Here is a 24,676-nt window from a genome sequence, read left to right as displayed (position 1 = left end):
CTATGAGCCTGGGTCTGCGACGGCGCTGAAGCAAGACGTTTCGTCTCGCGTCTGTCGGCGCGTATCTGTCAGGGGGTGGGCGGAGGCGGACTCGCCGCGCCCGGCAGACGAAGTACGGCCCGCGTACCGCCGCCGTCCGCCGGTGTCAGTGCGGCCTCGCCACCGGCCTCCCGGACCGTACGGGCCACGATCGAGAGCCCGAGCCCGGAACCGGGCAGCGCCCGTGCGGACGGTGAACGCCAGAAGCGCTCGAAGACGTGCGGAAGCTCTTTGGGCGGGATGCCGGGCCCGTGGTCACGTACCGACAGCTCACCGGCCCGCAGATGTACTTCGACCTCCCCACCAGGCGGCGAGAACTTCACCGCGTTGTCCAGGATGTTCACCAGAGCCCGCTCCAGCGCGACCTGATCGGCCCGCACGTACCAGGGCTCCAGTTCGGCGGTGAAGGTCAGCTCCGGCCCGCGCAGCCGCGCCCGGTCGAGAGCGGTCTGCGCGATCTCGTGCAACGCCACCACCTGCACCCGGCCGCTCGCGCCCACGTCCGGCCGCGACAGCTCCTGCAGATCGCCGATGAGCGCCGCCAGCTCGGTCATCTGCGCCTTCACCGAGGCCAGTAGCGCCCGGCGGTCGTCCGCGGGGATCGGCCGGCCGGTCTCCTCGCTGCGGGCGAGCAGTTCTATGTTCGTGCGCAACGATGTGAGGGGGGTGCGCAGTTCATGGCCCGCGTCCGCGATCAGCTGCTGCTGCAGGTCGCGCGACGACGCGAGCGCGGCGGTCATCGCGTTGAACGACCGGGACAGGCGGGCGATCTCGTCCTCCCCCTCGACGGGGATGCGCACACTCAGATCCTCGGTGCGGGCGACATGCTCGACGGCGCCGGTCAGCCGGTCGACGGGGCTCAGGCCGGCGCGGGCCACCCAGGCGCCGGCCGCACCGGCGCCGACGACGCCGATGCCGGAGACCAGGAGCAGCAGCAGAGCCAGATCGTCCAGCGTGCCCTGTGTCTCGGCGAGCGGCACGGCGAACATGACGGCGGTGTCCTCCACGATGCCGCCACCCGGCCCCCGGGCCTGGGCGGCGACGGTCAGGACCCGGAGCTCCTTCCCGGCGGTGTCCGTACCGTTGCGGTAGGTCTCCACCGTCGGATCGGAAGCGGCCGCGACCGACCGGTCGCTGCTCGTGACCTTCACCGTCCCGGCCGAATCGGCGAAGACACAGGGGTTGTTGTCGCTCGCCCGTGCCAACTGGACGTAGTAGTAGTCCGGCTTGGGCCCGTCGCCCTCGCCACCCTCGGGCGGGGCAGGAGGACAGGCCCGCAGTGCGGCGGTGATCGGGACGGTCCCCAGCGGTGTGTTCGCACTCACCGAGTGGAGCTTCCCGTCCAGCTCCTCGTACAGCTTGCCGCGCACGACGAACCAGCACGCCGTCGAGACCACCGCCACCGCGACCGCGACGGCCGTCGCCACCAGAAGCGCCAGCCGGGACCGCAGGGGCAGCGCGCGGAACCTGTTGGTCACTCTGTCACTCCGGGCCGGTGCGCAGCGCGTACCCCACGCCGCGCACGGTGTGGACCAGACGCGGCTCGCCGGCCGCCTCGGTCTTGCGCCGCAGGTACATGACGTACACGTCGAGGGAGTTGGAGCTCGGCTCGAAGTCGAATCCCCAGACCGACTTGAGGATCTGCTCGCGGGTGAGCACCTGCCGCGGGTGCGCCAGGAACAGCTCCAGCAGCGTGAACTCGGTACGGGTCAGTTCGACCCGGCGCGTGCCACGGGTGACCTCCCGGGTCGCGAGGTCCATCCGCAGATCGGCGAAGGCCAGCACATCCTCCTGGGCCGTCCCCGCGCCGGCCGCCGTCGCGTACGAGCTGCGCCGCAGCAGCGCGCGGACACGGGCGAACAGCTCGTCCAGCTCGAACGGCTTGACCAGGTAGTCGTCCGCGCCGGCGTCGAGACCGGTGACCCGGTCGCCGACCGTGTCGCGGGCCGTGAGCATCAGGATCGGCACGGTCGATCCCGCGGCGCGCAGTCTGCGGGCCGCGGTCAGGCCGTCCATGCGGGGCATCTGGATGTCCAGGACGATCAGCTCGGGCGCGTACGACTCCGCCCGCGCGAGGGCGTCGACACCGTCGACGGCGATCTCCGTGCCGTACCCCTCGAACGCGAGGGAACGCCGCAGCGCCTCGCGCACAGCGGGCTCGTCGTCGACGATCAGGATGCGCTCACGCTCACCATCAGTCATGGGCCAAGACTCGCACGCGCTCAGTTGCCGCTGCCGGAGCGCAGACCGTCCAGATCGGTCTTGACCGTGTTGATCGGGATCGCGAAGCCGAGGCCGACGCTGCCGGCGGTGGAGCCGGTGGCGGAGCTCGGGGAGTACATGGCGGAGTTGATGCCGATGACCTCTCCGTTCATGTTGATCAGGGCACCGCCGGAGTTGCCCGGGTTGAGGGAGGCGTCTGTCTGGAGCGCCTTGTAGGTGGTCGTCGACTCACCGGTGTCACCGTTGAACTGCTGTCCGCCGAACTCGAAGGGCCATCCCTCGCGCGGGTCCTGCCGCGGTTGCTGCTCGTCGTCCTTGGCCACGGTCACGTCCCTGTCGAGGGCGGAGACGATGCCGCTGGTCACGGTGCCGGTCAGGCCCTCGGGTGAGCCGATCGCGACGACCTCGTCGCCGACGTTCACCTTGCCGGAGTCGCCGAGCGTGGCCGCCTTCAGTCCGGACGCGTCCTGGAGCTTGATCAGGGCCAGGTCCTTGTCGGGGTCCGTGCCGAGGACGTCCGCCTCGTACGTCTTGCCGTCGCTGAGCCGCACCTTGACGGTCGAGGCGCCGGAGATGACGTGGTTGTTGGTGACGATCTCGCCGTCCGAGGTGATGATCACGCCGGAGCCGGTGGACCGGCCGGCGTCCGAGGTCGCGCTGATTTCGACGATGCTCGGGGAGACGGCCTGGGCGACGCCGGCGACGGTGCCCTTGCTGCTCTGGGAGACGTTGGTGCCGGTCGCGACGGAGCCGCCGGTGCCGGTGTCCGCGGCGAACTCGCCGACCAGCGCGGAGGCGCCGCCACCGACGGCCGCGGCGACGATCGCGACGGCGGCGATCAGCGCGGCGGGGCGCTTGGCCTCGGCGCGGGGCGCCGGGGCGGGGCGTACGGCGGGGGCGGAGGGTGGGCGTGGGTGTCGTCGGGGGCGCCGCTGCGGTGGAAGTAGTCCGTCATGGGAACGACTGTCGGGTGCGCGGATGAGAACAGTCTGAGGCGATGGTGAGAAGCCCGGCAGAACCGTGTATGCCCCGCATAAGGAGACCGCGTCGGCGGCTGCGCCGCAGGCGGCGCGGCCGTGCTTACTCCGTACCGCACCCGCAGGACCGGCGGATCACCAGGCCCGACGGGAACAGCTTGACCCGTTCACGGCGGGAGCTCGCCACGCGGAGGCCGTCGTCGAGCACGAGGTCGACCGCCGCGCGGGCCATCGCCGGCCGGTCGGACGAGATCGTCGTCAGCGGCGGGTCCGTCAGCGCCGCCTCCTTGACGTCGTCGAAGCCGGCCACCGCCAGCTCACCGGGCACGTCTATCCGCAGCTCCCGCGCCGCCCGCAGTACGCCGAACGCCTGGTCGTCCGTCGAGCAGAAGATCGCCGGCGGCCGATCAGGCCCGGCCAGCAGCTTCAACGCGACCTGGTACGCGTCGTACCGGTTGTACGGCGCCTGGAAGAGCCGGCCTTCCACCGGCCGCCCCGACTCGAGCATCGCCCGCCGCCAGCCCTCGACGTGGTCGGCCACCGGGTCGCCGACCGACGGGGTCGATTCGACGCCGCCGAGGCAGGCGACGTACTCGTGGCCGTGCTCCAGCAGATGGCGGGTGGCGAGCTGCGCGCCGCCGATGTCGTCCGTGACGACCGCCACGTCGTCGATCGCCTCCGGGCGCTCGTGCAGCAGTACGACCCGTGCGTCCCACGCCTCGATCTCCGCCGCGGCCCGCTCGCTCATGCCCTGGCTGACCAGGATCAGGCCGGAGACCCGCATTCCGAGGAAGGCCCGCAGATAGTGGACCTCACGCTCGTCGCGGTAGTCGGAATTGCCGACGAGGACCATTTTTCCCCGCTCGGCCGCCGCCTGCTCGACCGCGTGTGCCATTTCCGCGAAGAACGGCTGCCGGGCGTCCGGCACGATCATGCCTATGAGGTCGGTGCGCCGGGACGCCATCGCCTGGGCAACCCGATCGGGCCGGTACCCCAGCTCCTTGATCGCTGCGAGTACCCGCTCGCGCGTGGCCGGGGCGACCGGCCGGGGTCCGTTGTTGATGACGTAGCTGACGACCGCGGTCGAAGTTCCCGCCAGCCGTGCCACATCGTCCCGAGTCACCTTGGCCACGCGCGAAGTCTACGCGTGGTGACCTACCTCTGGGCAGGGCGTACGGCTGCTTCCTCGATCTCGGCCTCGTCCTCCGTACGGGCTACGGCCTCGGCGGCCTTCGCCTTGGCCTCCTCGGCCGCACGTTCGACCTTCTCCGGCGCGACGAAGCGGTAGCCCACGTTCCGTACGGTTCCGATGAGCGACTCGTGCTCCGGGCCGAGCTTGGCGCGCAGCCGTCGCACATGGACGTCGACCGTGCGCGTACCGCCGAAGTAGTCGTAGCCCCAGACCTCCTGCAGCAGCTGCGCGCGGGTGAAGACCCGGCCGGGGTGCTGCGCGAGGTATTTGAGCAGCTCGAATTCCTTGAAGGTCAGGTCGAGGACCCGGCCCTTCAGTTTGGCGCTGTACGTCGCCTCGTCGACCGAAAGGTCGCCGTTGCGGATCTCCATCGGGGAGTCGTCGGAGGTGATCTGCTGGCGGCCCGTCGCGAGCCGCAGCCGTGCTTCGACCTCGGCGGGGCCCGCCGTGTCGAGCAGCACGTCGTCGATGCCCCAGTCGGCGGTGACGGCCGCGAGGCCGCCCTCCGTGACGACGAGGATCAGCGGGCAGCCGGGCCCGGTGGACCGCAGCAGCTGGCACAGCGACCGCACCTGCGGCAGGTCGCGCCGGCCGTCGACAAGGATCACGTCGGCACCGGGGGTGTCGACGAGGGCGGGGCCCTCGGCGGGGGCCACCCGTACGTTGTGCAGAAGCAGTCCGAGGGCGGGGAGCACCTCCGTCGACGGCTGGAGGGCATTGGTCAGGAGCAGCAAAGAGCTCATCGTGTTGCACCTGCCCTGGTTGTCCTGCGTGCGGCGGATCGGTTTCGCTCGTCGGGTCGCTCGTCCATGACGTCGGTTCCTCCTCGGTCCCTGCGAGGACGTGCACTGCTTCGTACGGCGGCTCTCTCGCGCCCGAGAGCCATTGTGAGGCTTTGTTCACCAGCTTGTAACAACGGCCGGAAAACACAAAAGGACCCGGGGGCTGCATTGCCCGGATCCTCTCTCAGCAGAATAGCCCACATGAGTTCCCTGGGAGAGGGCCGATTTCACACTGTGGACGTCGCTAAGATCACTTCAGGACCTCGGCGCGCAACTTTGCTGACATCGGACGGTGTTCGCATCGAGGCTCTTTTCGAGCCGTGCACGGCCGGTCCGGCGGACACCGCCATCGTGGTCGCCCACGGTTTCACCGGCTCCGTCGACCGGCCTGCGGTGCGCCGCGCGGCACGCACCTTCGCACGGTACGCGGCGGTGGTGACCTTCTCTTTTCGTGGACACGGCCGCTCCGGCGGGCGGTCCACCGTGGGCGACCGCGAGGTGCTGGACCTGGCCGCGGCCGTCGGGTGGGCGCGCTCCCTGGGACACGGGCGTGTGGTGACGGTCGGCTTCTCCATGGGCGGCTCCGTCGTGCTGCGGCACGCTGCACTGTACGGCTCACAGATGCACGAGGGGCGCACTGAGGCGCGCACGGATGCGGTCGTCTCGGTGAGCGCCCCCGCCCGCTGGTACTACCGGGGTACGGCGCCGATGCGGCGGCTGCACTGGGTGGTGACCCGGCCCGCGGGCCGGCTCGTCGGGCGCTACGGGTTCCGTACCCGTATCCACCACCGGGACTGGGACCCGGTTCCGCTCTCGCCCGTCGAGTCCGTGCCGCTGATCGCGCCGACGCCGCTGCTGATCGTGCACGGCGACAGCGATCCCTACTTCCCGCTGGACCACCCGCGCATGCTGGCCGCGGCTGCCGCGAAGGGGGCGGCCGAGCTGTGGCTGGAGCCGGGCATGGGACACGCGGAGAACGCGGCGGACGAGGCACTGCTGCGCCGCCTGGGGGACTGGCTCACCGCCGGATAGCCCATCATGGTGAGCGGCGCGCACATGGACGAGAGGAGTGCCGCTATGGCAGCGGGAACCATCCGCTACTGGGCCGCGGCCAAGGCGGCGGCCGGGGTGGCGGAGGAGCCGTACGCGGCGGGGACGCTCGCGGAGGCGCTCGACGCGGTGCGCGAGCGGCACCCGGGGGAGCTGACGCGCGTACTGCAGCGGTGTTCGTTCCTTGTCGACGGTGACCCCGTCGGTACCCGGAGTCATGAGACCGTACGGCTTGCCGAGGGCGGCACGGTCGAGGTGCTCCCGCCGTTCGCAGGAGGGTGAACCGCACAGCATGAGCAGCGATCAGCAGTATCCGTACGGGCAGCCGCCGTACCAGCCCCCCTACGAGGACCCGCACGGGCAGCAGCCGCTGCAAGCCGCCGACCAGACGCAGACCTGGCAGGGCGAGACCTGGGACACCCGGTACCAGCCGGTCCTGAGACCTGCCGCGGATCCGGCCGACCCTGCGTACGTGTCCGGCCGGTCCGCGACGTCCGCGGCCGGCCCGATGTACGGGCAGACCCCTGCCGCCGCGCCCGACGCGGCGTACGGGCAGGTCATGCCCGCCGCGCCCGACGCGGCTCACCTCTCGGCCCCGCACACGCCCTCCGGTCACGCGGCCGAGGAGACGGCGTATCTTCCGCCGCTCCCGGCCCTGTCGCAGCCGCTGCCGCCGGAGGTTCACGCCCCGGGCTCCACCGCGGGTCACGGCGGCGCGGCGGCCGCGGGCCACGGCCCGGCCGTCGGGCAGTCCCACCCGCCGCAGGGCCAGGAACCCGGTTACGGGACGGGTACCGGCGCCGGCGACACGTCGGCGGGTTCGCCGGGCCACACACCCGCGGGGCGCGGACCGGTCCCGTCGGGCACCGCCGGCGGGTCGGCGCTCGCGGCGCACGGCCCGATGCCGGCCGAAGCGCCCGGCTCGGGGCCTGTGGCCACCGCCGGATACAGTCCGGCCACGCTCGGCGGCAACGCCCGGATCACCGACGCCCAGCGCGCCCGTGCCGAGGGGCGCTCGCCGATCATCGCCCCGGGCACGCAGCCCGCCGGGCTGACCGCCGCTCTGGCGCTGCTGCTCGCCGGCGGCGCGGCCCTCGGACCGTACGCGCTGCTCGTGCCGCTGGTGCTGCTCCAGGCCGTCACGGCGGCCGGCTGGTTCCGGCTCAACGGCATGTGGCCCGCACGCCAGGGCATCGCGCTCGCCTTCCTCGGCGGTCTCGCGGCCGACGCCGTGCTGCTCGCCGCGGGCGACGGGAACGCACCCGCCGCGATCATCGGCACGCTCGGTGTGTGGGTGCTGCTCACGCTCGTCCTCCAACTGCGCAGCAACGCCGGGGCGGACGAACGCATGTACGGGCTGATGGCGACCGTCGCGTCCGCTGCCTTCGCCGTCCTCGCGACCGGTCATCTCGCCGCCGCGGACGACGCGGTGGTCGTCGGCGCGGTCTCCGTCGCCGTCGCGACCCTCGCCCGTGCGCTGCCCCTGGGCGGTGTCGCGTCGGTCGTGCTGTCCCTGCTCGCCGCCGCCGGTGCGGGCGTCGCGGCGGGCGGCCTCACCGAGATGGGAACCGACGGCGCCGTGCTGGGCCTCGTGGCCGGCGGGTGCGCGCTGATCGGTCTGCGGGTCGCGAGCTACGACTACCCCTCCCGCTTCGTCCACATGACGGCGGGCGTGGCGCTTCCGCTGACGGCGGCGGCTCCGGCGGTGTATCTGATCGGCCGCGCGCTCGCATAGCCGCCCGCTCCGCGGGCAGGTTCGGAACCATCGGCGCCCGCCGGGCGTCGATCATTGCGCAGGTGTCGTCCGGACTGTCTCAGGCCACGGGCGTCCGTGACCAGACAGGGTGGGGGACACCGAACACATGCGTGCACTGCGAATTCTGCTCGTCATCGCCGTCGTTCTCGGTGGCCTTTTCGTCGTGGCCGACCGGGTCGCGGTCAACATGGCCGAGTCGGAGGCGGCGGAGCGGATCAAGGTCCAGGAGGGGACGGCCGACTCGACGGACGTCTCCATCAAGGGCTTTCCTTTCCTGACGCAGGCGATGTCCAAGCAGTTCGACGAGGTCGAGATCAAGCTCACCGGGATCGAGACCCGCGCGGCGGGCCGGCCGGTGCGGATCGACGAGATGACCGCCGACCTGTTCGACGTGCGTGTCGGCGAGGGGTATGCGAACGCCGAGGCCGCCAGGGCCGAGGGCACCGCCAGGATCACCTACGAGGACCTCACCCGGGCCGCGGACGACGGTGTCACCGTCGCCTACGGCCAGAACGGCAAGGTGAAGGTGACCGGTTCGGTCACACTGCCGCTGTTCGGGAAGATCACCCGCAGTGTCGTGTCGACCGTGAGCATCGTCGACGGGGACACGATCAGGGTGCGCGCCGACAGGGTGCCCGGTGAAGGGATTCCCGGCCTCGAGGGCGAGATCCGCAAGAAGACGGACTTCGACCGGAAGCTGGGCGGGCTGCCCGCGGGGCTCACACTCGAGAAGGTCGAGGCCACGCCCGACGGTGTCGTGATCACGGTCACCGGCAAGGACGTCGAACTGGCGGGCTGAGCCCAAGGGCACACCGGCCCCCGCCAGGGCCCGTATCCCCGGCCGAATGGTGAGACGGCTGCGTCCGCTGGGTAGGAGGGACGTGGCGCACGTCACTCCGGGCGCTTGTCCGCAGGCCTGGGCAGGCCCTTCGGTATCGCATAGTGGATGATCGCGTCTCAACATGCGACACACCGGTGACACGGTGCCCGACTCGTCCCTACGATCGGTCCCATGAAGCAGCGACAGGCGGATCTCACGAAGCGGCGGGCAGTTGACCTGTGCCGCGTCGCCGCCATGCTCTGTCGCTCCGTCTGAGCGGGAGCACTGCCCCGTATCCCCTGGCCCTTCGACCGCTTGTCAGGGCCGCCCCCGTGCTGATCAACGCCCTTCCGCGTACCCGCACACCCCCTGCGCACAACCCCTCGCGCACCATCACCGCCGCACACTGCCCCGGAGGAGAAGCACCATGAGCCGCAGCGACGTCCTGGTAGACGCCGACTGGGTCGAGGCCCACATCGACGACCCGAAGGTCGTCATCGTCGAGGTCGACGAGGACACCTCGGCGTACGACAAGAACCACATCAAGAACGCGATCCGGATCGACTGGACGAAGGACCTCCAGGACCCGGTCCGCCGTGACTTCATCGACCAGGAGGGCTTCGAGAAGCTCCTGTCGGCCAAGGGGATCGCGAACGACTCCACCGTCGTCCTCTACGGCGGCAACAACAACTGGTTCGCCTCCTACGCCTTCTGGTACTTCAAGCTCTACGGTCACGGCGACGTCCGCCTGCTCGACGGCGGCCGCAAGAAGTGGGAGCTCGACTCCCGCGACCTGGTCGCCGAGGTGCCGGTCCGCGCGGCCACCGAGTACAAGGCCAAGCCGCAGGACGCCTCCATCCGCGCCTTCCGTGACGACGTCGTCGCCGCGATCGGCAACCAGAACCTGGTCGACGTGCGTTCGCCCGACGAGTTCAGCGGCAAGCTGCTCGCGCCGGCGCACCTCCCGCAGGAGCAGTCGCAGCGTCCGGGCCACGTGCCCAGCGCCCGCAACATCCCGTGGTCCAAGAACGCCAACGACGACGGCACCTTCAAGTCCGACGAGGAGCTCAAGGCCCTCTACGAGGACGAGCAGGTCGACCTGTCGAAGGACACCATCGCCTACTGCCGTATCGGCGAGCGCTCCGCACTCACCTGGTTCGTGCTGCACGAGCTCCTCGGCCAGGAGAACGTCAAGAACTACGACGGCTCGTGGACCGAGTACGGCTCCCTCGTCGGCGTGCCGATCGAGCTCGGCGCCAACAAGTAACCCGCCCCGACCTTTCTTGTAGGAGAGCAGTATGTGTGGAGCGCAGGCCGGCGGCCCCGACGCCTCGACGATCAAGCCCGGTGAGACCACGATCCAGGGTCAGGTGACCCGCGACGGCGAGCCGGTGACGGGCTACGTCCGTCTGCTGGACTCGACCGGCGAGTTCACCGCGGAGGTCCCGACCTCCGCCACCGGACAGTTCCGCTTCTACGCGGCCGAGGGCACGTGGACCGTGCGCGCCCTCGTCCCCGGCGCCACGGCTGACCGCACGGTCGTCGCGCAGACGGGTGGCCTCGCGGAGGTCGCGATCGCCGTCTGAATCCGTTGACCGGCCGAAGGGCCGCACCTCCTGGGGGTTGGACGCTTACCGGGAACGAGGTGCGGTCCTTCGGTCGTGTCCGCGGCCCGGCCCGCCGGTCGTACGCTGAAGACATGTACGCGCGACGGCGCCGCAACTACTTCCTGATGATGGGCGGATGCCTCGTCCTCTTCGTCTCCGCCTGGGCCGTCGTACGGCTGTGGTCGGTGCCGGCGGCCGTCGCCATGTGCCTCGTCGCCATGGTCATCCCGCCGGTCGCCGCGGTGGTCGCCAACCGGCGGGGCCCCGACGACCGCTGGTGGGACGACCCCTCCGGTGACCCGCGGTCCGACGAGTGGTGGGACGAGCTCGACGGCAAGCGCCGCCCTCGTCAGTAGACGAGGGCCTGCACGCCCTCCGGCATGATCTCGCTGACGAACACCTGTGCGCCCGCGATCCGTACGCCGTCGAGGACGTCCTTCTCCGTGATGTCGCGACGCGCCGCGCACTGGGTGCACAGGGTGATGCGTCCGGTCGCCTGGATCGACTCGATGAGCTCGGGCAGCGGCGCGGCGTGCGGCAGCTCGAACTCGGCCGCCCGCCCGGGCAGCGCGAACCACGCGGACTCCCCGGTCAGCCACAGCGAGACCTCCACGCCGCTGGCCGCGGCCACGGCCGCGACCGTGAAGGCCTGGGAGCAGCGCTCAGGTGCGTCGGCACCGGCGGTCACCTTGATCACGAGCTTGTTCGCCATATGCAGAACTGTAATGCGCGGCGTTACAACCCCGATCGGCCACCGCGGGTCAGCTGTGTGCGCGGACACCGAGTCCGTGCCTGAGGTCTCGTGGAGGGACCCCCCTTGGACACGCAGGACGACAAGGTGCCGCAGGACACGGCACCTGACACACCACCGGCGCCGGCTCCGGTCGCGGAGCCGGCGCTCGCCGGTGATGCGGCGGGTGCCGCGGAGCCGGTCGGTCCGGTGGCGTCCGTGCGCCGTCGCGGCCGCACCGCGCTGCTGATCGCCGCCGCCGCGGTGCTCGGCGTGGTGGCGGGGACGGCCACCGGTTACACCGTGCAGTACCACCGCGAACCCACGCCGCTGCCGGTGCTCTCGCAGCCGCAGATCAGGACCCCCGAGCCCGTCCGGGCGGGGAGCGACACCACCGCCAGGTCGGTGTCCGTGAACCGCTGGGTGAAGACCGACGGCGATCTCCGTCAGTTGCTGCTCCCCCGGCCCAAGGGCGCGAAGAAGGAGCAGGCGGCCGAGCTCGAGGACCTCTACTCCTTCGCGACCTGGTTCGAGGAGGAGGGCGAGATGTTCGAGGACCTGGCCTTGAGCGACTTCCGCCGGGCCGCGACCGTCAGCTGGTCGAAGGGCGGAAAGGTCTACGTCGACATCAGTCTGGTCCAGTTCCGCGAGACCACGGAGGTCAACGCCGAACCCTTCGGTGAGGGCCAGCAGGCGTATCTGAGCGAAGACGACTGGGCGGGCAACGAGGGCGAGCCCATCCCCGGCAGCGCCAACGGCCGCACCTACGTCTTCGACGAACCCCTGCGCGAGGCGGGGTACGAGCCCCTCTACCAGGGCCGGGCCGTGGCCTGGCGCGGCGACATCGTGATGATCATCGAGTACGCGAACAACTCGGGACCGGTCGACGAGAAGGACCTGAAGTCGCTCGCCAAGCGTCAGTTGGAGCGACTGTGAGCGAGCAGACGGAACCGACCGTGCAGACGGGGCCGGCCACCCCCGGCGCACGCCGCCGCCGCGTGCCGGTGGCCCTCGTCGCCACAGCCGTGGGCCTTGCCCTCCTCTGCGGGGCGGGCGCCTGGGGCTGGTCGGCCCTCAAGCGCGCCGACCGCAGTGCGCCCACCGTCGTCTGGGCGGAGCCCGCCGAGCACCCGGAGCTGGATTTCCCGTCGGCAGAGCCCTCCGGACTGGCCGCCCAACTCCTTCCCCTGTCGGTCCACTACGTGGCGGGACCTGACGTCGACGAGTACGGCAACGACAGCTCGATCGGCGCCGCGCGTGCCGTCGCACTGCTCAAGCAGGGATCGCGCGGCCTGCCGAGCGCGCAGCGCAAGCGGCACGACAAGGCCGTCGAGAAGCTCCGCATCAAGGGCCTCGCCGCTCGCAGCTACCGCGACATCGACGGAACGCACGTCGTGGAGACCCGCCTGGCGCAGATGGAGAACACCAGGGCGGTGCGGGACATGGCCGACTTCCAGAGGGAGATGACCGACGCGCTCGGCGTGTTCCGTAAGGGCCCGAAGATCAAGGGGCATCCGAAGGCCGCGTGCCATGTGCTGCCCGGGAACGACGATCTGGAGCTGGACGCCATGATCTGCACCGGCCAGGTGGGCGAGGTCCTGGTGACCACCTACGCGTACGGCGCGAAGTCGCTGCCCACCCGAACCGTCGCGGAGACGTTCCGCGAGCAGCTCGACCACATCGCTTCGCCCGGGGAGTCCGTGTGACCGACCAGAACGCCCTTACGACGGCACCTGAGCCCGCGACCGGACCCGGGACGGCGGTCCCGGCCCCGCTCGAGCCGCAGACGCCGCCGGCGCCGCAGCTGTCGCCCGAGTCGAAGACGCCGGGGCTTGTGCCGGTGCCACCGGCGCCGCGGGACCGGCACAAGCTGAGGGCCGTGCTGCGGTGGACGGCCGCCGTGCTGGTCTTCGCCGCCGCCGGCACCGGCACCGCGTTCGGCATCGCCTCCCAGGAGCGCACCGGCGTGCCCGGTCTGTCCACGTTGAGCGACGGACGCTGGGAGTACCCGAAGCTCGTCAAGCCGACGCTGCCGCCCGGCGCCCCGCTTCCCTTCGTCCAGGAGAACCCCGGCGAGATCCACTACGCGGACCTGGAGCAGCTGCTGCTTCCGGTACCCGCGGGCGGCAGGCCGGACCCGGCCCTGCGCGGCGAGCACAGCCGGGTGCCCGTCGACCGGTATCTGCAGGAGTACGCGCAGGACGGCCGGGAGAGCCTGCGCGAGCACCTCACCGAGGGCGGCCTGCGCCACATAGTGGCGCGCGGCTGGTCGATGCCGGACGGCACGTCGGTCCGGGTCTTCCTGCTGCGCTTCCACACCTCCGTACTCGCCGGGTACTACTTCGAAGCCCAGCTCGGCGGCGGGCCGGACACGATGCTCCGGCCGGTGAACGTGGAGGAGATGTCCTCGTACGACCAGGAGTACGACAACGACGCCAAGGTGGCCTCCACCGAGCGCTACGTCTACGACGAGGCCGCGCCCCGCGGGCCCGTCCACGTCAGGCACGCGTACGTGACAGCCGGCGACACCGTCGCCCTCGTCGTCGTCTCGCGCAAGGGCACGGTCCCGCTCGTGCCCTTCCACCAGACGGTGATCCTGCAGAACCAGCTGCTCGGCTGACGCGGACCTCACAGAACAGGCCGGACCCCGGCCCACTAAGCTGGGGCCCGGCCCGGTTTCGCCTTCACGCTCATTCCGAGGAGCACCCCGTGATCGTTTTCTTCGAAGCTCTGCTGGTTCTGGTCTGCGTCGGCGTCCTCGCCTTCGCCGGTCTGACCGTGAAGAAGCTGTACCAGGGCCAGCGGTAGTCACCCGCACCACTCGACACCTCTAGAGATCGACAGAGCTGCTCATGATCGAGATCCCGTCCGACCTCAACCCGGACCTCGTCCCCCTCGCGTTCCTGCTGGGCACCTGGGAGGGCGCGGGTGTTTCGGACTTCCCCGGCGCCGAGAAGTGCAACTTCGGCCAGTCCGTGACCTTCAGTCACGACGGCCGTGACTTCGTCGAGTACGTCTCGCACTCCTGGGTCCTCGACGCCGAGGGCAACAAGGTCAAGCCGCTGGAGAGCGAGACCGGCTACTGGCGCATCGACAAGGACCGCAAGGTCGAGGTCGTCATGGTCCGTGACCAGGGCATCGTGGAGATCTGGTACGGCGAGCTCGCCGACCAGAAGCCGCAGATCGACCTGGTGACGGACGCCGTCGCGCGCACCGCGGCCTCCGGCCCGTACAGCGGCGGCAAGCGGCTTTACGGCTACGTCAACAGCGACCTGATGTGGGTGGGAGAGAAGTCCACCCCCGAGGTGCCGCTGCGTCCGTACATGTCGGCGCACCTGAAGAAGGTCGTCACGCCGGAGCAGGTCGAGTCGTGGGCCAAGGACCTCGGCGACCTTCCCGACGACGGCATCGCCTTCTTCAAGTAGGCGCATCTTCAGGTAGGCGCATCGCGGTATTGAGGCAGGCACCCGGACGGGGCAGGGCCCGCTGCCTACACTGGGGATGTGGTGAGCACCGACTGGAAGAGCGATCTGCGGCAGCGCGGCTACCGGCTGACTCCGCAGCGCCAGCTTGTCCTCGAGGCCGTCGACACACTTGAGCACGCGACCCCGGACGACATCCTCGGTGAGGTGCGCAAGACCGCGTCCGGGGTGAACATCTCCACCGTCTACCGGACGCTGGAGCTGCTCGAGGAACTGGGCCTCGTCTCGCACGCCCACCTCGGGCACGGTGCCCCCACCTACCATCTCGCCGACCGGCACCACCATCTCCATCTGGTGTGCCGGGACTGCACGGACGTGATCGAGGCGGACGTCGAGATCGCCGCGGACTTCACCGCCAAGCTGCGAGACACGTTCGGCTTCGAGACGGACATGAAGCACTTCGCGATCTTCGGCCGCTGCCGTGACTGCACCGCGAAGGCGGCGCGGGCCGAGTCGTAGGCTGGGGACCATGTCACCGACCAGCCCTCTGTTGTCCCTGCCCGGTGCGGTCCCCGCCGAGGGACGCGACGAAGGGGTCGCCGCGCACTACGGCGACCTGTTCCGTGAGCAGCGAGCCCTCGCCGACGGCAAGGGCTTCGTCGACCTGTCGCACCGCGGCGTCGTCACCGTCACCGGCGAGGAACGGCTGAGCTGGCTGCATCTGCTGCTCACCCAGCACGTGAGCGAGCTGCCCGCCGGGCAGGCCACCGAGGCGCTGATCCTGTCCGCGCACGGTCACATCGAGCACGTCCTGTATCTCGTCGACGACGGTGAGACGGTGTGGGCGCACGTCGAACCGGACACGCGCGAGGCGCTCATCGGCTACCTGGAGTCGATGAAGTTCTTCTACAAGGCCGACGTCGCCGACCGTACCGACGACTTCGCCGTCGTCCATCTGCCGGCCGGGTCCATCGCCGAGGTGCCGGACGGCGTCGTCGTACGGGAGACCGCGCACGGCCGCGACCTGTTCCTGCCGCGCGCCGACCTCGAGTCGTTCGCGGAGCGGGCCGGCCCGGCCGCCGGGGTCCTCGCGTACGAGGCGCTGCGGGTGGAGAACCACCGGCCGCGGCTCGGCTTCGAGACCGATCACCGCACCATCCCCCACGAGCTGGGCTGGGTCGGCAGCGCGGTGCATCTGCAGAAGGGCTGCTACCGCGGTCAGGAGACCGTCGCGCGCGTCCACAACCTGGGGAAACCGCCGCGCCGACTGGTCTTCCTGCATCTGGACGGCAGCGAGGTTCACCTGCCCGCGCCGGGGACCCCCGTCCGCCTCGCCTCCGAGGGCGAGGAGGGCCGCCAGCTCGGCTTCGTCACGACGTCCGCCCGGCACTACGAGCTCGGGCCGATCGCGCTCGCGCTGGTGAAGCGCAATGTGCCGGTGGACGCGGAGCTGCGGGCCGGGAACACGGCGGCCGCCCAGGAGACGGTCGTCGAGCCGTAGGGCCGGCGGCTCTGCCCTCAGACCTCGATCACCACGGTGAACGGGCCGTTGTTCGTGAGCGAGACCCGCATCCTCGCCCCGAACCGGCCCGTCTCCACCTGCGCGCCGAGCGCCCGCAGCTGTGCCACCACCTCGTCGACGAGCGGCTCGGCCACCGGGCCGGGCGCGGCGGCGTTCCAGGTGGGGCGGCGGCCCTTGCGGGCGTCCCCGTAGAGGGTGAACTGCGAGATCACCAGCAGGGGCGCGTCCACGTCCGAGCAGGACTTCTCGTTCTCGAGCATACGAACCGACCACAGCTTTCTGGCCAGTTGGGCCGCCTTCTCCCTGGTGTCCTCGTGGGTGACCCCCACCAGCACGCACAGCCCCTCGCCGGCGATCTCACCGACGGTCTCCGGTCCCGACTCACCGGCCACCACGACGCTCGCGCCGTCCACCCTCTGTACCACAGCTCGCATGGAGAGCAATCTATCGGGGGCCGTCCGGCCGCCATTCAGGGCCGAACGGGTGCAGAGCGCCTGCGACGGGACGTATCGGAGTGGCACCATGCACCAAGGCGGTGCAAACCTCTCGGTCCTTCGGGCCCGGGGAGACCTGATGCACCGGTCGAGGGGACGGACATACGCACATGACCACTTCTGGCGCCGAGCAGTCGCTCGGTCCCGTACCTATCCGGCTGCCGCAGGGCGTCGGGACGGCCCGCCCGCCACGGCAGCGCGGGGCGGAGCTGCCCGAGCACCCGCAGCACGATCTCACCGCCCTGCGCCTGCCCGAGCACCTGCAGCACGATCTCACCGCCCTGCGCCTGCCCGAGCTGCGCACACTGCGCCGCGACTCGCAGCGCGACGAGGCCGACCTGAGCTATGTGCGGCGGCTGGTGCAGGGCCGGGTCGACATCCTGCGGGCCGAGCTGGGCCGCCGCAGCGACCCGGGGGCGGCCGGCACGCCCGTGGTCGACCGGCTCGTCGGCGATCGGCTGTTCCTCGCCGACGCGCCCTCCCGAAGAGGGTCCTCGGCGCGCCACGTCACGCTCTCCACGCCCCGTGGCGAGGAGTACCGGCGGCTCGCGTCCGAGATGCTCGACGAGGTCGGCCTCTCCGACCTCGAGGCCCGTACGGACGAAGAGCTGCGGTCGGCGATGGGCAGGCTGCTCGGCTACGAGGAGCAGGTCTCGCACCGCCGCAGGCTGCTCCAGCGGACCGCCGACGACTGCAGTGCCGAGATCGCCCGCAGGTACCGTGAAGGCGAAGCGCAAGTAGACGACCTGCTGAACTGAGGTTCGCCGAGGCGATCCTTCCGGGCGCGGGTCCCCTGCCCGGAAGGCCGCCGATGTCCTCCTCGTCCTCCTCCAGCGCCACCGCCGTACCGTCGGCGCCGCCGGTTCTGGCCGAGGTGGTCCGTTCCGGCTTCGTGGAGGGGCACCACAGGGGATCGCTCGTCGTCCTCGCGGCCGACGGCAGCGTGGAGCTGGCGCTCGGCGACCCGTCGCTGCCCGTCTTCCCGCGCTCGTCCAACAAGCCGATGCAGGCCGCGGCCGTGCTGCGCGCCGGCCTCGACCTCGACGGCGAGCGGCTGGCGCTCGCCGCGGCCAGCCACTCCGGCGAGGATTTCCACCTCGATCTCGTACGCAGGATGCTCGCCGGGCACGGGCTCACGGCGGACGAGCTGCGGAGCCCGCCGGACCTGCCGCTGGACCCGGTGGCAGCCGAGACGTACCTCGCCACCGGGCACGTACGCGACAAGGTCGCCATGAACTGCTCCGGCAAGCACGCGGCGATGCTCGCGGCCTGTGCCGTGAACGGCTGGGACCGTACGAACTACCTGGACCCGGCCCACCCGCTCCAGCAACTCGTCCGCACGGTGGTCGAGCAGGCCGCGGGCGAACCGGTCACCGCGCTCGGCACCGACGGATGCGGTGCCCCGCTGATGGCCGTCTCGCTGACCGGCCTGGCCCGTGCCTTCAGGCACTTCGTGCTCGCGGCGCCCGGCTCGGCCGAGCGCCGTGTCGCGGACGCGATGCGCGCCCACCCCGAGTACGTCGCCGGCACGCGCCGCCCCGACACCTGGCTGATGCGCGGGGTGCCCGGCGTGCTCTCCAAGATGGGCGCGGAGGCGGTGCAGGCGGTCGCCCTGGCCGACGGCCGGGCGCTGGCGTTCAAGGTCGACGACGGCGCCACGCGGGCGCTGGGCCCGGTGCTTGCGCGGGCGCTGCGGCTGATGGGCGTCGACGCGCCCGTGGTCGACCGCATCGGGCACATGCCGCTGCTCGGCGGTGGCGTGGAGGTGGGCTCGATCCGGGCGGCCTTCTGAAGGGCCGGTTTCCCCGCGCGGCACGGCAGTCGAAATCCGGATGCGGTACGCCCGCGGGCCCGCCTAGCGTGTCGGGCATGACCGTCGAAACCCGCCTGATCACCGAGTCCGATTACCCCGACTGGCTCAGGGCGCTCTCCACCGGCTTCCTGCGGCCACCGGTGTTCACCGACGAGGAGGTCGCCGAGCGCCGGGCGAGCATGGACCTCGACCGGGTCAGGGGCGCGTTCGACGAGGGCCGGTGCGTGGCGACGTACCGGTCCTTTCCCCAGCAGCTCTCCACGGTCGGCGGCGCCCGGCTGGCGGCGAGCGCCGTCTCGAACGTCACCGTCTCCCCGACGCACCGCCGCCGCGGTCTGCTCAGCCGGATGATGAACGCCGAGATGGCCGACGCCAAGGAGCGCGGTGAGAGCGTCTCGACCCTGATCGCCGCCGAGTACCCGATCTACGGGCGTTACGGCTACGGCCCGGCCACCACGACCACCGAGTGGTCCGTCGACGTCCCCCGCGCGGGGCTCGACCCGCGGCGCTCGGGGCCCGACGACGGCGGCCGGGTCGATCTGGTCGACGGCACGGACGTACGCAAGCTCGGCCCGGAGCTCCACCAGCGGCTGGCAGCCGCACAGCACGGTGTGGTCGACCGCGACGAGCGGTGGTGGCTGGTGAACACGGGCGCGGTGCGGATGCCCGCGTTTCCGTGGACGGAGCCGTTCTACGCGGTGTACCGCGCGGCGTCCGGCTCGGTCGAGGGGCTGCTGACGTATGAGGCGGACGACAAGTGGGGCGACGGCAAGCAGCCCCTGAACACGGCTACGGTGCGCGACATGATCGCGCTCACCCCGGCCGCGGAGCGCGCCCTGTGGCATTTCGTCTGCTCGATCGACTGGATCACCACGGTCCGATCCGGCCACCGCGCCCCCGACGACCTGCTGCCCCATCTGCTTCCCGACCCGCGCGCCGCGCGCGTCGTCACCCAGGCGGACTTCCTGTGGCTGCGCATTCTGGACGTCCCGGCCGCGCTGGAGGCCCGTACGTACCCCACGTCCGCAACCCTCGTTCTCGACGTCCGGGACTCCTCGTCCCTCGCGGCCGGCATTTTCCGCCTCGACGCGTCCCCGTCCGGCACGACCTGCACGCCCTCCTCCCAGTCTCCGGACCTGACGTTGGACGTAAGGGACCTGGCCACGCTCTACCTCGGCGACGAGCCGGCAACCCGCCTGGCGGCCCTCGGTCACCTCGACGAGCACCGCCCGGGCGCGGCGGCCTTGGCGGACACGCTGTTCCGCACGGGGCGGCGGCCTTGGTGCCCGGACGTGTTCTGAGGGTGACGCGGTGAGTGACGCGGCACCGGCCGAGCCCCGAGGACGACTGCCCGATTCAGCGTCGGCGGTGCGGCCATGCCCGTATCAGGGGCCGGCGGTGACTGCGGGCCCGATCAGCAGAACGCCACCGACACCGGCGCAGGTGGCGTTCTCCGCTTTGATGCCGACCGCGAGCAGCGCCAGCCCCAGAGCGGCCACGAAGCCGTACCGCAGCTGCACGTACTGCTCGGCGAGGAGGGTGATCAGAGGCATGGGGTCACTCCTTCGAGGGAGGGGCGCCGGGCTCGCACACCGTTGTGCTGCAGGGCTGACAACTGTGCCGGACGATGAGTCAACTGCCTTGCAAATTGAACTGGTTGACTTGTATTGGTGATGCCCTCAGGGTGACTGGTTGCAAACTTGTCTGGTTGCTTGTTTCTTGCTGGTTCGGCGCAGGGTATCTCTCGTTGGCTGTACGTGAGTTGTAAGGTTGCCGGGTGACGAGTCATGGATCCGTCCCGCGAGACCACGTGCACAGGTACCTGTCGCTCGCCGACACCCTGCGCAAGGAGATCAACGACGGGACGCGCCGACCCGGCGACCGGTTGCCCACTCAGAACGAGCTGGTGTCGCGGTTCGGCGTTTCGCGGGCCACGGTGAACAGGGCGTTCGAAGTTCTCAGGAACCAAGGCCTCATCGAGTCGCGGCAGGGCAGCGGAACGTTCGTCACCCGGGGCGATCGCGGCATTCCTGCGCAGACCGGTGCCGGTGACGGCGAAGAGGTCTGGGCGGTCGTTTCGGAGCGCGTCCCTCCGGTCGTGCTCGCGCCGTACCTGGAGGAGGCGTTCGAGGCCACCGAGGTCACCCTCGACGTCTTCTCGATGACCACGGAGACCCTCGCGGCCAGGGTGTCCGCCCAGAAGACGCGGATCATGGACGGCGACATCCAGCCGCCTCGCAGCATCCGCGCCCGGCTGATGCTTCCCGACACCGACTCTCCGGATCTGGCGATCCCGCGGCTGAAGGACGGCCGGGACGATCCGCGCGTACGGCGCCGTCTGCGACGCATTCTCCAGGCTCATGCCTCGATGCTCACCCAGTCCCTCTATGAACTGCGCGATCGCGGCCAGGTACAGGAGGTCTCCGTGGAAGTGCGCCTGGTGCCGTTCGCGCCGCAGCTCAAGCTGTACATCCTGAACCGCCGACTGGCCCTGCAGGGCTTCTATCCGCCGGAACTGGGGACCATCACCCTGGCTCCGGACGGTGAGGAAGTGACCATCCTCGACGCTTACGGCACCGGGGCGACCCTCTTCCCCTTCCGTGCCGCTGCCGACTCCACACCCGAACAGGTCGGCATCGTACGGGCCTTCCAGAACCTCTTCGATTCGATGTGGAACCTCCAGGCCACAAGGGCGGAATTCTGACCGTGCCACCTGTCACGACCTCTCCGGCGATGCCGAGCGCGATGCGGGAGATGATGTCCCGGGCGCAGTGCATCGTCTTCGACCTGGACGGCCCGATCGCACGGGTCTTCGCCGGCGAGCCCGCAGCGGTGATCGCCCGCGAGATGTGCGAGGCCGCCGAACGCGACGGCCGCCTGGTCGAGGAACTGCGCGACTGCCCCGATCCGATGGCGGTGCTCCACGGACATGCGGCGGCGATGCGGAGGAGCAACGGCGACGAGGGCTGGGCCGGTACCGTCGCGAAGTTGCACGATCTGCTCGACGCCTACGAGCGCAAGGCCGCCGAGTCGGCGACGCCCACACCGGGCGCCGCGGCATTCATCGAGGCGTGCCATGCCGCAGGCAGGACCCTGTCCATCGCGACCAACAACCATGTCGACGCGGCCACGCGGATTCTTGCGCGGATGTCGGTACGTCACTGCTTCGAGGGCCCCGTCGTCGGCAGGGGCCGGGACGCGCTGCGGATGAAGCCGGATCCGGCGCCTCTGCTGGAGGCGATGCGGCACGACATCGCGGTGGACCGGCATCTGATGATCGGCGACACCGGCACGGACTTCCGGGCCGCCCAAGAGGTGGGTATGCCGTTCTACGGATACCACCGCTCCGAACGGGGAAGGCAGCGACTGAGGGACGCGGGGGTACCGCTGGTCGCTTCGGGAATGGCGGAGTTCCTTCCGTTCGCGTGAGGCGATCACGGCCGGGCCCCGTAGAGACCGGCGGTTGTGCCTTGCTTGTGAAGGAGGACCGCACCGAGGGGGTCCGTGAACGAGGAGGCGGCCGCATTCACACGGGGGCAGCGAGCATGACGGCCGAGCCTTCGGCGAGAGTGTGGCAGCAGGCCGTCCGGCTCAGCGCCGGTGAGTCGCTGATCGAAGGTCCGCTCAAGGGGTACCACCACGAGACCTATGCGTTCCCGCTGCCCCATCCGGCGGGCGGTGCCGAAACGGTTCGGTGGAAGTGCCGGGAGCCGCGGGAGGGCATCCTCCGCTTCGATCGGCGCTTCTTCGACTCCGAGGGAGCCCTGGTCCGCGCCCTGGCCGGTCGTGTGACGAGCGTTCCGGAGACCATCGAGGTCGACGACATCGGCCTCCAGCGATTCATCGAAGGCTCGACGCTCGCCTGGTACGGGGGTCCGGGCAGTGCCGTCGCGGAGCCCCATGTCGCCCAGATCGCGCGGCTGTTCCGTGAACTGGCGGCGGTCCCCGAGGCGGCTCTGCTGGCACACGCGCGGGACCCGTCGGCGGGCGACGTCGCCGACGGGGACTGCGGATCGTTCGCCGAGCGGCTGATCCGTTTCACGCAGGATCGGGTCCACCAGGTCCACTGGCCCGTCTACGGAGGGCTGTTCGCCGAGCTCGGGGTGCCGGAGGAAGGGCCGGCGCGGCTGGTGGAGGAGACGCGCTCGTTCAGCCGGCGTCCGTTCTGTCTGCTGCACGGGGACCTGCACCGGGACAACTTCATCGTCGACGGCGACGGCCGGCTGTGGACCATCGACTGGGAGCTGGCGATGTTCGGTGATCCGCTGTACGACCTCGCCACCCACCTGCACCTGATGGACTACCCGCCGGAGCAGGAGGCGGACGTGGCGCGGCGCTGGCACCGCGCCGTGGAGGAGGCGCGGCCGGGCGGCTCGTACGGATGGCGGGCTGACCTTCCGTATCTTCTCCGGTACAAGCGGGCCCAGTCCGTCTACACGGACGTCATCCGCGCCGCCCTCGGTGTCACCCCGGGAGACGGCGACCGGTCCGCCCTTCGCCGCACCTCCCGCAGGCTGCAGAAGGTCCTCGCCAGGGGGCGCCCGGCGCTGGGAGCGGCCGAGCCGCCGGACGTGTGCAGGATCATGGCCGCCCTGGAGCGTTTCAGCGGACCCGCAACCTGAACAGCGCCCCCGAAACCCCGAGTCGGCGGTACGTGCCGAGGGCTCATGTCGACGACACTCCTCCTGTGTATGCCATACGCGACACTGCGTAAGGGTTACGCATTACTAGGATGTGCCTCAGGCGCGAGAGGGTGCGGCGACGGAGCGCGGTCGGCGGTCAGAGGGCGGCGGAGGCGATGGCGGGCAACGGACGCAAGCGAGACCCGGGCGGTACACGCACCCGCACCGGGCTGCCAGCGAGCATCGAGGCGGCATGGGGTCTGCGGGAGCGCCCCGGAAAGGGCCCCAAGCCGGGGATCGGTGTCGAGCGGATCGTCGCGGCCGCCATGGCCCTCGCATCGGCCGAAGGGCTCGCGGCGGTCTCCATGGGCAGGGTCGCCAAGGAGCTCGGCGTGTCGACGATGTCCCTTTACCGGTACGTCGCCGCCAAGGACGAGCTCTACGTCCTGATGCAGGAGGCGGCCGTCGGCCTGCCGCCGGCGCCGCCGCCCCCCGGGACCGGCTGGCGCGAGGCGCTGTCTGCCTGGGCCCGGGCGCGGCGCGAGGTGTTCCACCGGAACCTGTGGATGCTGCGCATCCCGGTCTGCGGTCCGCCCGCCACGCCCAACTCGGTCGCCTGGTGGGACCGTGGCCTCGCCGCGCTCGCGGACACGGGCCTCGACGGGGCCGAGAAGATCTCCGTGATCATGCTGATCGGCGGCTTCGTACGGAACGAGGCCCTGGTCGTAGGGGATGTGGGCGCGGCCGTCGCGGCGAGCGGCGAGGCGCCCGAGGTGGTCATGCGCCGATACGCCGAGACCCTCGAACGCTTCGCCGACCCCGAGCGCTACCCGGCTCTCGCCGAAGTGCTGAGGTCGAGGGTGATGTACGAGCCGGACGGCAAGGACTTCGAGTTCGTCTTCGGTCTGGAGCGCCTGCTGGACGGTGTGGGGGCGCTGGTCGACAGGCGCGCCCGGGACGAAGAGGCGGCGGGCAAGGAAGGCGAAGAGACATGAGTGGAGAGACGGGGCCGGGGCTGCGGGAACGCAAGAAGCGCCTCACGTACCGGGCGATCTCCGACGCCGCGATCGCGCTCTTCCTCGAACGGGGTTTCGACGCCGTCTCCGTCGCCGAGGTCGCGGCCGCCGCGGACGTCTCGAAGCCGACGCTGTTCCGCTACTTCCCCGCCAAGGAGGACCTGGCGCTGCACCGATTCGCCGACCACGAGGACGAGGCCGCCCGGGTGGTGGCGGCCCGCCCGGCCGGCGTCGCGCCGCTCGAGGCGCTGCGCCGCCACTTCCTCGACGGTCTGGCGCGACGGGACCCGGTGACCGGACTGAACGACGAGCCGGGCGTGCTCGCCTTCCACCGCCTGCTCTACGGGACGCCAAGTCTGGTGGCGCGGCTCTACGCCTATCAGGGCAGGTCCGAGCGGGCCCTGGCGGAGGCGCTGGGTGAGGCGGGGGCGTCGGGGCTCGCCGCGCGGCTCGCGGCCGGGCAGATCGTGGCCGTGCAGCGCATCCTCGCCGAGGAGAACTGGCGGCGGATCGAGGCGGGCGAGCGCGCGGAGAAGGTCGCACAGGACGCGGTGGCGGCGGCGGAGCTGGCATTCGCCCAGTTGCACACCGGGCTTACGTGATACCTGGAA

General features: G+C 70.9%; 30 protein-coding genes. 22 read left to right on the top strand and 8 right to left on the bottom strand.

Annotation, left to right across the window (positions count from 1 at the left end):
* Nucleotides 1-68: 68 nt before the first annotated feature.
* The 5 genes from IE198_RS21970 to IE198_RS21950 form a co-directional block, all read right to left on the bottom strand.
* Entirely contained in the window at nt 69-1,517 is a 1,449-nt protein-coding gene (locus tag IE198_RS21970; RefSeq protein ID WP_189889203.1) for a HAMP domain-containing sensor histidine kinase, read from the bottom strand.
* A gap of 4 nt (nt 1,518-1,521) precedes the next feature.
* On the bottom strand, nt 1,522-2,241 hold the full coding sequence (locus IE198_RS21965; protein ID WP_189889201.1) for a response regulator transcription factor: 720 nt from the start codon (nt 2,239-2,241) through the stop codon (nt 1,522-1,524).
* A 20-nt stretch (nt 2,242-2,261) separates the two neighbouring features.
* Nucleotides 2,262-3,278, bottom strand: coding sequence for a S1C family serine protease (locus tag IE198_RS36390; protein ID WP_189889295.1), 1,017 nt, complete (start codon nt 3,276-3,278; stop codon nt 2,262-2,264).
* A gap of 64 nt (nt 3,279-3,342) precedes the next feature.
* The gene (locus tag IE198_RS21955; protein WP_189889199.1) at nt 3,343-4,371 is read right to left on the bottom strand and encodes a LacI family DNA-binding transcriptional regulator; all 1,029 of its coding nucleotides are present in this window, start codon (nt 4,369-4,371) and stop codon (nt 3,343-3,345) included.
* A gap of 23 nt (nt 4,372-4,394) precedes the next feature.
* Nucleotides 4,395-5,174 (bottom strand): response regulator transcription factor, encoded by a 780-nt coding sequence (locus IE198_RS21950; protein ID WP_189889197.1) that lies wholly within the window; start codon nt 5,172-5,174, stop codon nt 4,395-4,397.
* A 240-nt stretch (nt 5,175-5,414) separates the two neighbouring features.
* Between IE198_RS21950 and IE198_RS21945 the strand changes: the two genes are divergently transcribed.
* The 8 genes from IE198_RS21945 (at nt 5,415) to IE198_RS21915 (ending at nt 10,802) form a co-directional block, all read left to right on the top strand.
* Entirely contained in the window at nt 5,415-6,245 is an 831-nt protein-coding gene (locus IE198_RS21945) for an alpha/beta hydrolase (protein WP_189889195.1), read from the top strand.
* A 45-nt stretch (nt 6,246-6,290) separates the two neighbouring features.
* Nucleotides 6,291-6,545 (top strand): MoaD/ThiS family protein, encoded by a 255-nt coding sequence (locus IE198_RS21940; protein WP_189889193.1) that lies wholly within the window; start codon nt 6,291-6,293, stop codon nt 6,543-6,545.
* A gap of 10 nt (nt 6,546-6,555) precedes the next feature.
* Complete coding sequence (locus IE198_RS21935; RefSeq protein WP_189889191.1) at nt 6,556-7,998, top strand: hypothetical protein; 1,443 nt, start codon at nt 6,556-6,558, stop codon at nt 7,996-7,998.
* 127 nt (nt 7,999-8,125) lie between these two features.
* Nucleotides 8,126-8,818 (top strand): LmeA family phospholipid-binding protein, encoded by a 693-nt coding sequence (locus IE198_RS21930; protein ID WP_189889189.1) that lies wholly within the window; start codon nt 8,126-8,128, stop codon nt 8,816-8,818.
* Nucleotides 8,819-9,031: 213 nt separating this feature from the next.
* Nucleotides 9,032-9,115, top strand: coding sequence for a putative leader peptide (locus IE198_RS36655; protein ID WP_351976584.1), 84 nt, complete (start codon nt 9,032-9,034; stop codon nt 9,113-9,115).
* A gap of 151 nt (nt 9,116-9,266) precedes the next feature.
* Complete coding sequence (locus tag IE198_RS21925) at nt 9,267-10,106, top strand: sulfurtransferase (protein WP_189889187.1); 840 nt, start codon at nt 9,267-9,269, stop codon at nt 10,104-10,106.
* 31 nt (nt 10,107-10,137) lie between these two features.
* On the top strand, nt 10,138-10,425 hold the full coding sequence (locus IE198_RS21920; RefSeq protein ID WP_100107898.1) for a DUF1416 domain-containing protein: 288 nt from the start codon (nt 10,138-10,140) through the stop codon (nt 10,423-10,425).
* Between the two features lie 113 nt (nt 10,426-10,538).
* Nucleotides 10,539-10,802 (top strand): DUF3099 domain-containing protein, encoded by a 264-nt coding sequence (locus IE198_RS21915; RefSeq protein WP_229834206.1) that lies wholly within the window; start codon nt 10,539-10,541, stop codon nt 10,800-10,802.
* Here IE198_RS21915 and IE198_RS21910 read toward each other — a convergent pair.
* Entirely contained in the window at nt 10,796-11,158 is a 363-nt protein-coding gene (locus IE198_RS21910; protein WP_189889183.1) for a DsrE family protein, read from the bottom strand. The two genes, IE198_RS21915 and IE198_RS21910, sit on opposite strands and share 7 nt — an antisense overlap.
* 105 nt (nt 11,159-11,263) lie before the next feature.
* Here IE198_RS21910 and IE198_RS21905 point away from each other — a divergent pair, with 105 nt between their 5' ends.
* The 6 genes from IE198_RS21905 (at nt 11,264) to ygfZ (ending at nt 16,099) form a co-directional block, all read left to right on the top strand.
* Nucleotides 11,264-12,112, top strand: a complete 849-nt coding sequence (locus IE198_RS21905) for a hypothetical protein (protein WP_189889181.1) — start codon at nt 11,264-11,266, stop codon at nt 12,110-12,112.
* Entirely contained in the window at nt 12,109-12,882 is a 774-nt protein-coding gene (locus tag IE198_RS21900; RefSeq protein WP_189889179.1) for a hypothetical protein, read from the top strand. Before IE198_RS21905 ends, IE198_RS21900 begins: the two co-directional genes overlap by 4 nt.
* Nucleotides 12,879-13,796 (top strand): hypothetical protein, encoded by a 918-nt coding sequence (locus tag IE198_RS21895; RefSeq protein WP_229834205.1) that lies wholly within the window; start codon nt 12,879-12,881, stop codon nt 13,794-13,796. The genes IE198_RS21900 and IE198_RS21895 overlap by 4 nt, the downstream gene beginning before the upstream one ends.
* A 232-nt stretch (nt 13,797-14,028) precedes the next feature.
* On the top strand, nt 14,029-14,601 hold the full coding sequence (locus IE198_RS21890) for a heme-binding beta-barrel domain-containing protein (protein ID WP_100107893.1): 573 nt from the start codon (nt 14,029-14,031) through the stop codon (nt 14,599-14,601).
* A 78-nt stretch (nt 14,602-14,679) separates the two neighbouring features.
* Nucleotides 14,680-15,117 (top strand): Fur family transcriptional regulator, encoded by a 438-nt coding sequence (locus IE198_RS21885; protein ID WP_189889177.1) that lies wholly within the window; start codon nt 14,680-14,682, stop codon nt 15,115-15,117.
* A gap of 10 nt (nt 15,118-15,127) precedes the next feature.
* Nucleotides 15,128-16,099 carry a CAF17-like 4Fe-4S cluster assembly/insertion protein YgfZ gene (gene ygfZ / locus IE198_RS21880; RefSeq protein ID WP_189889175.1) on the top strand — a complete coding sequence of 324 codons (972 nt, stop codon included), beginning with the start codon at nt 15,128-15,130 and terminating at the stop codon, nt 16,097-16,099.
* A gap of 17 nt (nt 16,100-16,116) precedes the next feature.
* On the opposite strand, the gene dtd is transcribed toward ygfZ, so the two are convergent.
* The gene (dtd, locus tag IE198_RS21875; protein ID WP_189889173.1) at nt 16,117-16,554 is read right to left on the bottom strand and encodes a D-aminoacyl-tRNA deacylase; all 438 of its coding nucleotides are present in this window, start codon (nt 16,552-16,554) and stop codon (nt 16,117-16,119) included.
* Nucleotides 16,555-16,724: 170 nt separating this feature from the next.
* On the opposite strand from dtd, the gene IE198_RS21870 reads away from it, so the two are divergent.
* From IE198_RS21870 to IE198_RS21860, 3 genes are all read left to right on the top strand, one after another.
* Nucleotides 16,725-17,372 carry an RsiG family protein gene (locus IE198_RS21870; RefSeq protein WP_189889171.1) on the top strand — a complete coding sequence of 216 codons (648 nt, stop codon included), beginning with the start codon at nt 16,725-16,727 and terminating at the stop codon, nt 17,370-17,372.
* A gap of 53 nt (nt 17,373-17,425) precedes the next feature.
* Nucleotides 17,426-18,406 carry an asparaginase gene (locus IE198_RS21865; RefSeq protein ID WP_189889169.1) on the top strand — a complete coding sequence of 327 codons (981 nt, stop codon included), beginning with the start codon at nt 17,426-17,428 and terminating at the stop codon, nt 18,404-18,406.
* 77 nt (nt 18,407-18,483) lie between these two features.
* Entirely contained in the window at nt 18,484-19,728 is a 1,245-nt protein-coding gene (locus IE198_RS21860; RefSeq protein WP_189889167.1) for a GNAT family N-acetyltransferase, read from the top strand.
* Between the two features lie 84 nt (nt 19,729-19,812).
* Here the strand turns inward: IE198_RS21860 and IE198_RS21855 are convergent, their stop codons facing one another.
* Nucleotides 19,813-19,980, bottom strand: coding sequence for a hypothetical protein (locus IE198_RS21855; protein ID WP_189889165.1), 168 nt, complete (start codon nt 19,978-19,980; stop codon nt 19,813-19,815).
* Nucleotides 19,981-20,237: 257 nt separating this feature from the next.
* Here IE198_RS21855 and IE198_RS21850 point away from each other — a divergent pair, with 257 nt between their 5' ends.
* From IE198_RS21850 to IE198_RS21830, 5 genes are all read left to right on the top strand, one after another.
* Nucleotides 20,238-21,131: a GntR family transcriptional regulator gene (locus IE198_RS21850; RefSeq protein ID WP_229834204.1), complete on the top strand. Its 894-nt coding sequence runs from the start codon at nt 20,238-20,240 to the stop codon at nt 21,129-21,131.
* A gap of 2 nt (nt 21,132-21,133) precedes the next feature.
* Complete coding sequence (locus tag IE198_RS21845; protein ID WP_229834203.1) at nt 21,134-21,856, top strand: HAD family hydrolase; 723 nt, start codon at nt 21,134-21,136, stop codon at nt 21,854-21,856.
* A gap of 116 nt (nt 21,857-21,972) precedes the next feature.
* On the top strand, nt 21,973-23,049 hold the full coding sequence (locus IE198_RS21840) for a phosphotransferase (RefSeq protein ID WP_189889159.1): 1,077 nt from the start codon (nt 21,973-21,975) through the stop codon (nt 23,047-23,049).
* A 176-nt stretch (nt 23,050-23,225) separates the two neighbouring features.
* The gene (locus IE198_RS21835; RefSeq protein ID WP_189889291.1) at nt 23,226-24,044 is read left to right on the top strand and encodes a TetR/AcrR family transcriptional regulator; all 819 of its coding nucleotides are present in this window, start codon (nt 23,226-23,228) and stop codon (nt 24,042-24,044) included.
* Nucleotides 24,041-24,667, top strand: a complete 627-nt coding sequence (locus IE198_RS21830; protein ID WP_189889157.1) for a TetR/AcrR family transcriptional regulator — start codon at nt 24,041-24,043, stop codon at nt 24,665-24,667. Before IE198_RS21835 ends, IE198_RS21830 begins: the two co-directional genes overlap by 4 nt.
* Nucleotides 24,668-24,676 lie beyond the last annotated feature (9 nt).

The organism is Streptomyces xantholiticus, assembly GCF_014651015.1.
In the GTDB taxonomy this organism is placed as follows: domain Bacteria; phylum Actinomycetota; class Actinomycetes; order Streptomycetales; family Streptomycetaceae; genus Streptomyces; species Streptomyces xantholiticus.
Note: the sequence above shows the minus strand (reverse complement) of the source record. Positions and strands in the feature narration are given on the sequence as shown.

Excerpts from the sequence above, each read along its gene's own strand:
- IE198_RS21965 (WP_189889201.1), bottom strand. The coding sequence starts at position 2,241 with ATGACTGATGGTGAGCGTGAGCGCATCCTGATCGTCGACGACGAGCCC.
- IE198_RS21950 (WP_189889197.1), bottom strand. The coding sequence starts at position 5,174 with ATGAGCTCTTTGCTGCTCCTGACCAATGCCCTCCAGCCGTCGACGGAG.
- IE198_RS21945 (WP_189889195.1), top strand. The coding sequence starts at position 5,415 with ATGAGTTCCCTGGGAGAGGGCCGATTTCACACTGTGGACGTCGCTAAG.
- IE198_RS21940 (WP_189889193.1), top strand. The coding sequence starts at position 6,291 with ATGGCAGCGGGAACCATCCGCTACTGGGCCGCGGCCAAGGCGGCGGCC.
- IE198_RS21935 (WP_189889191.1), top strand. The coding sequence starts at position 6,556 with ATGAGCAGCGATCAGCAGTATCCGTACGGGCAGCCGCCGTACCAGCCC.
- IE198_RS21930 (WP_189889189.1), top strand. The coding sequence starts at position 8,126 with ATGCGTGCACTGCGAATTCTGCTCGTCATCGCCGTCGTTCTCGGTGGC.
- IE198_RS36655 (WP_351976584.1), top strand. The coding sequence starts at position 9,032 with ATGAAGCAGCGACAGGCGGATCTCACGAAGCGGCGGGCAGTTGACCTG.
- IE198_RS21925 (WP_189889187.1), top strand. The coding sequence starts at position 9,267 with ATGAGCCGCAGCGACGTCCTGGTAGACGCCGACTGGGTCGAGGCCCAC.
- IE198_RS21920 (WP_100107898.1), top strand. The coding sequence starts at position 10,138 with ATGTGTGGAGCGCAGGCCGGCGGCCCCGACGCCTCGACGATCAAGCCC.
- IE198_RS21915 (WP_229834206.1), top strand. The coding sequence starts at position 10,539 with ATGTACGCGCGACGGCGCCGCAACTACTTCCTGATGATGGGCGGATGC.
- IE198_RS21910 (WP_189889183.1), bottom strand. The coding sequence starts at position 11,158 with ATGGCGAACAAGCTCGTGATCAAGGTGACCGCCGGTGCCGACGCACCT.
- IE198_RS21890 (WP_100107893.1), top strand. The coding sequence starts at position 14,029 with ATGATCGAGATCCCGTCCGACCTCAACCCGGACCTCGTCCCCCTCGCG.
- ygfZ (WP_189889175.1), top strand. The coding sequence starts at position 15,128 with ATGTCACCGACCAGCCCTCTGTTGTCCCTGCCCGGTGCGGTCCCCGCC.
- dtd (WP_189889173.1), bottom strand. The coding sequence starts at position 16,554 with ATGCGAGCTGTGGTACAGAGGGTGGACGGCGCGAGCGTCGTGGTGGCC.
- IE198_RS21870 (WP_189889171.1), top strand. The coding sequence starts at position 16,725 with ATGACCACTTCTGGCGCCGAGCAGTCGCTCGGTCCCGTACCTATCCGG.
- IE198_RS21865 (WP_189889169.1), top strand. The coding sequence starts at position 17,426 with ATGTCCTCCTCGTCCTCCTCCAGCGCCACCGCCGTACCGTCGGCGCCG.
- IE198_RS21860 (WP_189889167.1), top strand. The coding sequence starts at position 18,484 with ATGACCGTCGAAACCCGCCTGATCACCGAGTCCGATTACCCCGACTGG.
- IE198_RS21855 (WP_189889165.1), bottom strand. The coding sequence starts at position 19,980 with ATGCCTCTGATCACCCTCCTCGCCGAGCAGTACGTGCAGCTGCGGTAC.
- IE198_RS21840 (WP_189889159.1), top strand. The coding sequence starts at position 21,973 with ATGACGGCCGAGCCTTCGGCGAGAGTGTGGCAGCAGGCCGTCCGGCTC.
- IE198_RS21835 (WP_189889291.1), top strand. The coding sequence starts at position 23,226 with ATGGCGGGCAACGGACGCAAGCGAGACCCGGGCGGTACACGCACCCGC.
- IE198_RS21830 (WP_189889157.1), top strand. The coding sequence starts at position 24,041 with ATGAGTGGAGAGACGGGGCCGGGGCTGCGGGAACGCAAGAAGCGCCTC.